6 protein-coding genes are annotated in these 9,969 nt (G+C 72.8%); all 6 read right to left on the reverse strand.

From position 1 onward, the window contains the following. Positions 1-107 precede the first annotated feature (107 nt). Positions 108-4,796 carry a S8 family serine peptidase gene (locus AB0I32_RS26825; RefSeq protein ID WP_357511702.1) on the reverse strand — a complete coding sequence of 1,563 codons (4,689 nt, stop codon included), beginning with the start codon at positions 4,794-4,796 and terminating at the stop codon, positions 108-110. A 126-nt stretch (positions 4,797-4,922) separates the two neighbouring features. Beyond that, positions 4,923-5,930 (reverse strand): helix-turn-helix transcriptional regulator, encoded by a 1,008-nt coding sequence (locus AB0I32_RS26830; RefSeq protein WP_357511704.1) that lies wholly within the window; start codon positions 5,928-5,930, stop codon positions 4,923-4,925. Between the two features lie 31 nt (positions 5,931-5,961). Continuing rightward, on the reverse strand, positions 5,962-7,470 hold the full coding sequence (locus AB0I32_RS26835; protein WP_357511706.1) for an MFS transporter: 1,509 nt from the start codon (positions 7,468-7,470) through the stop codon (positions 5,962-5,964). A 59-nt stretch (positions 7,471-7,529) separates the two neighbouring features. Next, positions 7,530-7,946, reverse strand: a complete 417-nt coding sequence (locus AB0I32_RS26840) for a GNAT family N-acetyltransferase (RefSeq protein WP_357511708.1) — start codon at positions 7,944-7,946, stop codon at positions 7,530-7,532. 69 nt (positions 7,947-8,015) lie between these two features. After that, a complete protein-coding gene (locus tag AB0I32_RS26845; protein WP_357511710.1) occupies positions 8,016-8,909 on the reverse strand; it encodes a carbohydrate ABC transporter permease in 894 nt (297 codons plus the stop codon). Beyond that, on the reverse strand, positions 8,906-9,808 hold the full coding sequence (locus AB0I32_RS26850) for a sugar ABC transporter permease (RefSeq protein WP_357511712.1): 903 nt from the start codon (positions 9,806-9,808) through the stop codon (positions 8,906-8,908). The genes AB0I32_RS26845 and AB0I32_RS26850 overlap by 4 nt, the downstream gene beginning before the upstream one ends. Positions 9,809-9,969 lie beyond the last annotated feature (161 nt).

Below are 9,969 nucleotides of genomic sequence, written 5' to 3' on the forward strand. Positions count from 1 at the left end.
CTCGAATGCCGTCTGGGGCTTCTACGAGCCCACAGTGACGATGAGGGCCTTCCTGCTCACCCGCACCTGACCAGGACTGACCTACCGATCACCCTGCCGGGCGTAGCTCAGCGGCGGCGGACCTCCAGGTCGGCGCTCGCCTCGGACGCCGCCAGGTCGTCCGTGCCCTCGTACCGCGCGGTGACCGTGTACGCGCCCGGCCGCAGCAGCGGGGGCACGAGCGCCTCGGCGCGGCCGTCCCGCAGCCGCACCGTCCGCTCGTACGGGTGCCGGTCGCCCTCGCGGCCGACGGTCACGGTGACCCGCCCCGACGGCGTCACGTCCTCCGCGGACACCGTCACCTTGACCCGGAACGGCTCCAGCGGCCGCACCGAACCGGGCGTCTTGATCTCAGTGCTGGTCGCGGCGGGCAGCAGGTCGTCCGGCACGAGCGCGCCGACCGCCGTGCGGTGCACCCCGCCCTCGTCGGCGCCCGCGTAGACCCACGCGCCGTCCGGGCTCACGGCCAGGGAGCGCACGGACATCGCCGTCAGGCCGTTCGACGCCGAGGCCCACGTGGCACCGCCGTCACCGGAGACGAGCACCCCGGCGCCGTTGGCCGCCAGCCCGTACGGCCGCCACCGCGCAGCGCCCGCGACCAGGAGCTGCCTCCCGGCGGCCGGCCCGTCCGGCACCTCGACGGCCACGAACGTGTCCACCGCGGCGGACGTGTTCGGCACCTCGGCGGCCCGGAACGACTCGCCGCCGTCCGTGCTCACCCGGATGCCCGGCAGCTCGCCGACCACCACGTGGTCCGTGTCCTCGGGGTCGACCCAGACGGACCGGGCCTCGTCCTGCGTCAGCCGGGTGATCGTCCTGCCCAGGTCGTCCGAGCGGTACAGGCCGGACGACGTCGCCAGCCACAGCCGCTCGTCGTCGACCGGGTCCGGCACCACCTGCTGGATCAGCAGGCCGTGGTCGTAGCTGGTCCACGTCTCGAACCCGTCACGCGACACCATGAGCCCCGAGTCGACGATCGACGTGTAGCCCACCGCTACGGTCTTCTCGTCGTGTGGGGACACCGCCAGCGCCGTCGGGCTGAAGCCCCCGGTCGGGCCCACCTGCGCGAGGTCGGCGTCGGACTCGCCGGCGCCCGCCGTGAGGATCCGGCCGCCGCCGAACGCGTTGGTGCCGACCGCCCAGACGTCGCGGTCGCCGAGCGGGGACTGGGCCACGTGCGTGAGCTGACGGCCGACGATGCCCTCGGCACCGATCGACCCCCAGTCCTGTGCGCCCGGGTCCAGCCCGGCCAGCGGCTGCTGGTGCAGGCCCTCGTAGTCGACCGCCCTGAGGACGGGCTCGCCGTCGCCGTCGAACCCGGCGTGCACGCCGGAGATGTCGCTTCCGGACACCCCGGTCTTGGTCCACTCCTCGCCGTCGTCGGTCGTGTAGTACCCGGCGCCCTCCATCGACATGACGACCTGGCCGGCGGGAGCGCCGGGCCAGTGGTCGACGTCGGAGGCGAGCGGCCCGTGGACGGGCAGCGGGCGGGTCTGCCACGTCGCGCCCTTGTCGGAGCTCGTGCTGTAGGACGACAGGCCCGAGGCGTACACGGTGCCGTCGGTCAGCGTGGTCACGGTGACGTACGACTGGCCCGTATCGGCGCCCGCGGTCCAGGTGGCCCCGGAGTCCGTCGAGGTCAGCGAGACGCCGTCGCCGCGGATCAGCACCGCGGTGGAGCCCTCGGCCACCACCCCCTGGGGCCGGTCGATGTAGTCGGTGGTGACGTAGGGCTGCGTGACCTCGCTGCCGCCGCTCAGCACGTCGGCGATCCGGTAGACGCCCTCGTAGGTGGCGATCAGCAGGTCGTCGCCCGCGAAGGCCGCGTTGTAGACCAGGCTGCCCCAGGTGGGGGCGACGCGGCGCCAGCGCTGCCCGCCGTCCCGGCTGAGGTAGAGACCGTCGTCCGTGACCGCGGCGAGCGCGTCGCCCTCGGCGACGAGCTCACGGATCGCGACGTCCGGGAACGGCAGGACCGTCCACGTGGCCCCGGCGTCCGGGGTGTGCACGATGCGGCCGGAGTAGCTCGGGTCGAGGACGACCCTGCCGGACGCGCCGTTGAGCGCGACGTAGAACCCGCCGGGCGTCGCCGTGTCGGCCACGGGGATGCCCCAGCCGTCGGCGACGGGCATGCTGCGTACCCGCTGCCAGGTGGCGCCGTGGTCGGTGGTGACGAACGGGTGCACGCCGGTCGACGTCATCGCCAGGCCCGTGCCCGGCGACGTCGGTGATGTGGCCAGCTCGCGTGCCGTGCCCGAGAGGCCGACCTGCTCCCACTCGCCCGGCTGGTCGGTGCCCTCGGACTGCACGCCTCCCGAACCGGTCAGGGTGCGACCGGCGACCGTCGCCCGCGCGTCGAGCCGGTAGGTGCCGGGCTCGTCGAGCGGTACGGTGCCGCGGAACCAGCCGGGGCTGGAGCCGACGGCGGCCAGCGCAGCGGTGTACACGTCGCCCGACGGCGCGGTCGCACGCACGGTCGGCGCCGCCTCGGGCGCCATCGGCGCGTGGACGAAGACCTCGGTGCTCCCGGTCGCCAGCGACGGCGAGGCCTGGACCCGCAGCGGCCGCACGTACGCCGCATACGGCACGCGCACGGTGCTGCCGTCGGAGACCTTGCCGACGACGACGCCGGAAGTCTCTGCGTCGACAGCACCGGCCTCAGGGGATGCGGTGTCCGGGGTGACGGTGAGGTCGACCGAGGCGCTGCGGCCCGCGGGGATCTTGACCTGGCGCGCCGAGAGCTCGGCCGTGCCGGTGCTCGAGGCGGCGGGCTGCGCCGCCAGCTTCACGGTCACCGACTTCTTGCCGGAGTTGCGCAGCACGACGGTGCTGGTGCGCGCCGGGTCGGCGCCCATGTCGGCCAGCCCGAGCGAGACGGCGTCGGGGGAGGCGGTGACCTGCTGGTCCACGGCGGCGGCCACGTCCAGCGTGCCCGCGCCCTGGGCCGACGGCGACGCGTCGGCGTCGGCGGACCGGAGCTCCTGTGCGCTGCCGATGAGGGTCGCGCGCAGCTGCGCCCCGGACTGCTCCGGGCGCGCCTGGGCCAGGAGCGCGGCGGCCCCCGCGACGTGCGGCGCGGCCATCGAGGTCCCGGACATCCGGTACTGGTCGCCGTCCACGCCGAACTCGGCGGGGATGTCCGACATGATCTCGAAGCCCGGCGCCACGATCTCGGGCTTGAGCGTCATCGCGTCGCTCGGGCCGCGCGAGCTGAAGCCGGTGATCGTGTCGGTCCGGTCGATCGACCCGATGGTGCCGCGCGCCGTGCCGGCCAGCACCTCCTTCTTGAACGTCTGGTACTGGGCCGAGCTGATGTTCATCATGACCAGGCGCTCGCGGCGCAGGTCGAAGCCGCCGCCCGCCAGGATGCCGGCGGAACCCTGGGGACCGGCGCCGTCGTCGCCCGCCGGGTCGGTCGGGCTCGGCGTGTACAGCAGGGCGCCCACGGCGCCGTGCTCCTCGGCGAGCTGGGCCTGCAGCAGGTGCGGGGCCTGGACCTCGCCCAGCGACTCGACGCTGAGGCTGTTCATGACGACTATCGCCCCGCGCACGTCGCCCGCCTGCTCGTAGTCCTCCTCGTCGAAGCCGTCGCCGACGTCGACCAGCCGGGCCCTGAGGCCGCCCGCCGGCGGGTTCGCCGACAGCGGGAACCGGGTCACGTCCAGGGGCCGGCGCTCGCCGCCCCGCCGGGCCGGGTCGAGCGTGAGGGTCGGGTCGGCGACGCCGGTCACGCTCGCGCCGACGGCGATGACGCCCTCGGCCGCGGCCGGCGAGCTGACGCTCTGGTCGTAGGGCCCGGAGTTGCCCGCGGCGGCCACGACCACGACACCCTGCCGGACGGCGGCGGTGGAGGCGCGGCCCAGCGGGTCGGTGCCGTCGCCGGGCGTGCCGAGGCTCATGTTCACGACGTCGGCCGGGGCGTCGCCCAGCGGGTCGATGGCGGCCTCCAGCGCGAGCAGCAGGCCCTCGGTGGTGCCGCCGCCGTTCGCGTCCATGGCCTTCCACGCCGTGAGCGTGACGTCGGGCGCCATGCCGGTGAGGTTGTCCCCACCCGCGCCGACGATGCCGGCCACGTGGGTGCCGTGCATGTGGTCGTCCATCGGGTCGGCGTCGTCGTTGACGAAGTCGTACCCGTCCACGACCCGGTGGCCCGGGCCGAACCCGGCGCCGAGGTCGGGCAGCGTGTAGTCGATGCCCGTGTCGATGATCGCCACGGTGCGGCCCTCGCCCTTGACGGGGGTGCCGTCGGCGTCGGTACGCTCCCAGACCTGCGGCGCGCCGGTGGCGGGGATGTTGGCCTCGCCGAGGAGGCGGACGGGCGCGTCCTCGGTGACGCGGGCGACGCCGGGGGCCGCCCGCAGCTCGGACAGGTCCGCGGGGTCGACCGTGGCCGTGATCGCGTCGAGCACACCGGTGACCGAACGCGGGTCGTCGAGCACTACGTCGTTGCGGACGGCCCACGACGTGACGCCGCCCTGGGCGTCCTCGACTCTCTCGACGGCGGCCCGGTACTCGGCGGCGAAGGTGCTGCGCGCCCTGGCCGAGCCCGTGCCCGAACGCGCGGCGGCGACCTTCTCGGCACCGACGACCTCGGCGGCGCTCGGCGCGTCGAGCTCGATGATCACCCGGACCGGGGCGCTCTGGGAGATGGGGTGCGGGGCGGCGACGGCGGCGCCCGGCGACAGGATCACGGAGGCAGCGACGAGGGTACCCGTGACGAGAGCACCCCAGCGGCGGCCGGAGGACGGAGGTTGCATAGGGGTTGTCTAGCCGCCGCCGTACCGGATCGGCAATGGTGGTAATGGCCGGTTCCGGCCACTGGCCGGTACCGGCCGCACATGTTTACACGGCTGTCACAGGGGGAGGCCGATCCAGGCTCAGGGTCAGATCCAGCCGCGGCGGACCGCCTGCGCCCCGGCCTGGAAGCGGTTGGCCGCGCCGAGGCGGCGCAGCAGGTCCGCGCTGCGGCGTCGGAGCGTGCGCTCGGACAGCCCGAGCTCGCGCGCGATCGTCTCGTCCTTCGCGCCAGAGCCGAGCAGGGCGAGCAGCGCCCGGTCGTCCTTGCCCGGACCGCGGTCCGGGGGAGCTGCGCCCTCCAGGCTGTCGGTCGCCGGGACCTCTATCGAGTCGGCCCACACTGCCTCGAAGGCGGCGCAGAGCAGGTCGACGAGGGGCCCGCCCTCGACGACGATCGCCGTCGGCCGGTGCGGGTCGAGCGTGGAGCTGACGAGCGCCGTCCGCCGGTCGGCGATGGCCAGCTTGGTCGGCAGGGTCCGCGCGATGCGGGCCTGCTCGCCCTTGCTCGCGGCGTAGCGCATCTCGGCCCAGGCGCCCGGCCGCTCGAGGACCTCTGCCGCGTAGACCGCGCGCCACAGCACGCCACGCTCCAGGACGAGCGGCTCGACGGGGTTCTCGCCCGCCAGCACGTAGGGCGGCCGGTCGAACGCCATGAACTCGCCGGTCACCTCGTGCTCCAGGCGGGTGTACCAGGCGCCGATCAGCGCGGGGTCGTCGATCACGTGCACGCCGGCACCGGACTCGCCGGCGTCGGCGGTCTGCTCGAACAGGTCGGCCAGGTCGGGGATCGCCGCCCGGATCCGGTCGAGGTGGGTCTCCGTGCGCTCCGTCAGCGCCCGCAGCGCGATCCGCGGGTCGACGGCGGTGTACTCGCCCTCGCCGCCGCTCGTGCGGTTGATCAGTCCGGCGGCCCGCAGCCGGGCCAGCATGGCGGCGGCGTCGGTCCCCTCCAGCGGGACGTCGCGGACGACGTCGTCCACCCGGACCGTGCCCTGGGCGAGCACGTAGCGGTAGACGAGGCGGGTGTCGTCGTCGATCCCGACGGCGCCGAACCCGCTGTCGGGATCGACGCCGCTGCCGGCTTCCGCTGTCATGGGTCCCAGGGTAGGACGCCGCCGGCGTCGATCAGGTGTTGCGCAGCAGCCGACGAGTCACACCCGCGGCCACGAGCAGGAGCAGCGCGCCGCTCAGCACGACCAGCCGGAAGCCGTCGACGAAGGCGGCGCTCGCCGCCTCCAGCAGCGCCTCCGCCTGCGCCGGAGGCAGGTGCGCGGCCAGCGCTGCCGCATCGCCGATGCTCTGGGTGCCGTCGGGTGTACCCGGGCCCGCACCGCCGTCGACGTCGGCCGTGCCCAGGCGGTAGGCGGCGCTCGCGAGGCTGCCGAACAGGGCGATGCCGAGCGCGCCGCCGAGGTTGGTGGTCGTCTCGAGCGTGGCCCCGGCGGTCCCTGCGCGGTCGCGCGGGGCGGTGCCCATCGCCAGCGCCGTCGTCACCTGGTAGAGCGGTGCGAGCCCGAGGGAGTAGACGATGCTGCCCGCGACGAACGGGACGACGCCGCTGCCCGTGCCCACGAGCCCCACGATCGCGAACCCCGCCCCCGAGACGGCGAGCCCGAGCGCGAGGACGTTCGGCGCGCCGAGCCGGGCGTCCAGCCGGGGAGCCAGCAGACCCCCGACGGCGTAGGCGACGGCGCTGGGTATGGTCCACAGCCCGGCCTCGAGCGGGGTCATGCCGAGCACTGACTGGAGGTACTGGCCGATCAGCAGCTGCGTGCCGTACAGGACGGCGAACGCCAGCGCGTTGCCGGCCTGCGGGACCGTGAACGCCCGCTCCTGGAACAGGCTCGCGTCGAGGACCGGATGGGCGGTCCGCCGGATGTGCAGGCCGAACCCGATCAGCAGCGCCACACCCCCGATCCCGCTGAGCAGCGGCAGGGCGGGCTCCGCCGCCGCGGCGAGCTGCTTGATCGCGTACACCGTCGCGAGGATGCCCGCGATGCCCAGCGCGACGCCCATGACGTCCATACGTCGCGACGTCGTGCTGCGATGCTCGGGGAGCAGCAGGGGACCGAGGACCAGCAGCGCGACCATGGCGGGCGGCGTCACGGCGAACACCGCCCGCCAGTCGACGGCCGCGATCAGGAACCCGCCGATCACCGGCCCCAGGATGCCGCCGACGGCGAAACCGGCCGTCCAGATCCCGAGCGCAGCGGCCCGTTGCCGCGGCACCCGGAACATCGAGCGGATGAGTGCGATCGTCGACGGCGCGATCATCGCGGCGCCCACCCCGATCAGGCCGCGCCAGGCGATGAGCGCCAGGGGCGAGGGTGCGAAGGCCGCGCCGACGGAGGCGGCGCCGAAGACGGCCGCGCCGATCAGGAGCATCCGCCGTCGGCCGAACCGGTCCGCGAGGGCACCCATGGGCAGCAGCAGGCCGGCCACGAGGAACACGTAGACGTCGGAGATCCAGAGCAGCTCGCCGGCGGTGGGTCTCAGCTCGGCGGCGAGCGCGGGCATCGCGAGATTGAGCAGGTTGGAGTTGACCGAGATGAGCGTGCACGGCAGGACGAGCAGCGCCAGACCCACCCAGTCGCGCGGACGTGCGCTCGGTTCGACCCTCGCCGCTTCGCTCACCCGGCCATCATGAGGCGACCCACTGACACGGTCAAAGCGTTTGCCCGGCTCAGGCGGTGTTACAGCCGTATGCGCATCCCGAGGCTCGGGGCGGCGTCGACGAAACCGAGGCTCTCGTAGAGGCGACGCCCCGGCGGGTCGGCGAGCAGGGTCACGTACGGGTCGGCGGGCGCCTTGGCGCGGATCTCGTCGAGCAGGCGGTCCATCACCATCCGGCCGAGCCCCTGGCGCTGGAACTCCGGCAACGTCGCGATGTCGGCGATGTGGAAGTACCAGCCGCCGTCGCCGATGATCCGGCCCATGGCGACGGCCCGGCCGGGTTCGGCGTGGCCGTCGTCGGTCCGTACGTGACAGAAGTACCAGTTGCCGGTCAGGGCCGGCGCGCCCTGCTCGGGCGTCTTGGGCGAGAGGCCGGAGGACCGGCGCAGCTCGAGGTACTCGTCCAGGGTGGGCGGCTCGTCCACGAGGCGATACATGCGCCGATCATGGCACGAGCCGCCACACGAGCCGCCCTAGACCTCAGCCCTAGACCTCAGCCCTGGACCTCAGCCCTTGACGGAGCCCGACATCAGACCGCCCACGAAGTACTTGCCGAGCACGATGTAGACCAGCAGCGTGGGCAGCGACGCGAACAGCGCGCCCGCCATCGAGACGCCGTAGTTCTGCAGCAGCGCACCGTTGGCGAGGTTGTTCAGGGCGACCGTGACCGGGCCGTTCTGGGACGACGAGAAGAACACCGCGAACAGGAAGTCGTTCCACGCCGAGGTGAACTGCCAGATGAGCACCACGACGAAGCTCGGGATCGAGATCGGTAGGACGATCGACCAGTACGTGCGCAGCATGCCCGCGCCGTCGACGCGCGCGGCCTCGATGAGCTCGTGCGGCACCGTCGTGTAGTAGTTGCGGAAGATCAGCGTGGTGATCGGGATGCCGTAGACGACGTGCAGCATGATCAGCGTCGGCACACCCGTGGGCACGCCGAGGTCGAGGACCAGCTGGTTCAGCGGGATCATCACCGCCTGGTAGGGGATGAACATCCCGAACAGGATCAGCGTGAAGACGAGGTCCGCGCCGCGGAAGCTCCACCGTGCCAGCACGAACCCGTTCAGCGACCCGAGGAACGCCGAGATGATCGAGCTCGGCACCACGATCGCGAGGCTGCGCATGATCGCGGGGGAGAGTGCGGTCCACGCGGTGGCCCAGTTGTCGAGCGTCCAGAGCTGGGGCAGCGCCCAGGCGCGGCTCGGGTCGGCGTCGCCGGTGCCCTTGAAGCTGGTCACCAGCAGCACGTACACCGGGATGAGGACCACGACCAGGAAGAAGATGAGTCCCGCGTACTTCAGGGTGCGGGTCAGGGAGTAGCGGCTCCTGCTGACGCGCGGCGGCGGCCCGGTGGGCGCCGGGCGCGGGCTGGCGAGCACGTTGGTCGCGGCGGTCATCGCTTCTCCTCGCGGTTCGTGCGGATCAGGTACGGCACGATGACGAGCGCGACGATGATCAGCAGGATCGAGCCGACGGCGGCGGCGTTCGCGTAGTCGAAGCTCGACTTGAACACGAACATGTCGACGGCGGGAACCTTGGTCTGGTAGTTGGCCGGCTTGGAGATCGACATGATGAGGTCGAACGCCTTGAGCGACATGTGGCCGATGATGATCAGCGCGGACAGCGCGACCGGCGACAGCTGCGGGAACAGGACGTACCGGTAGAGCTTCCACTCGCTCGCACCGTCGATCCGCGCGGCCTCGCGCAGCTCCTCCGGGATGCCGCGGAACCCGGCGAGGAACAGCGCCATCACGTAGCCGGACAGCTGCCAGATCGCGGGGATGGCAATCGCGACGATGCCGAACGTGACGTTGTTCCACCAGTTGTTCTGCAGCGCGTCGAGCCCGACCATCTGGAACAGGCGGTTCAGGCCCGAGGCCTTGTCGTCCTGGTTGGAGTTGAGCAGCCAGCGCCACACGACGCCCGAGGCGACGAACGAGACCGCCATCGGGAACAGGTAGACCGAGCGGAAGAGCCCCTCGCCCTTGACCGGCTTCTCGAGCATCCAGGCCCACAGGAAGCCCATGACCATGGTCCCGGCCAGGAACACGACCGTGTACAGGACGAGGTTCATCAGCGAGTGCTGGAAGTCCTCGCTGGCCAGCAGGTCGAGGTAGTTCGTGAACCACACGAAGGCGGTGGGCTTCTGCCCGGTGGCCTGCGCCGCGGTGTGGTTGTCCGTCAGCGACGTCGTGAAGTTGGCCGCGATCAGCCCGTAGACGAAGACGCCGACGAGGATCAGGGACGGGGCGAGCAGGAGGAGCGGTGGCCCCAGTCGCCGCAGCTTGTTGATCATGTAGGTACCCCAGATGGATGGGCGAGTTGGTGGCCGAGAGGGTGGGCGCAGCCGCGCGCCGTCGGGACGTCCCGACGGCGGCAGGAGGTTGCCGGTGCCAACGGGCAGCACGCCCATCGGCTTGTCGGAGGCGACCATGGTCTCGGCGACGGCCCGGACCG

The organism is Promicromonospora sp. NPDC050249 (genome assembly GCF_040656015.1).
Classification (GTDB): domain Bacteria; phylum Actinomycetota; class Actinomycetes; order Actinomycetales; family Cellulomonadaceae; genus Promicromonospora.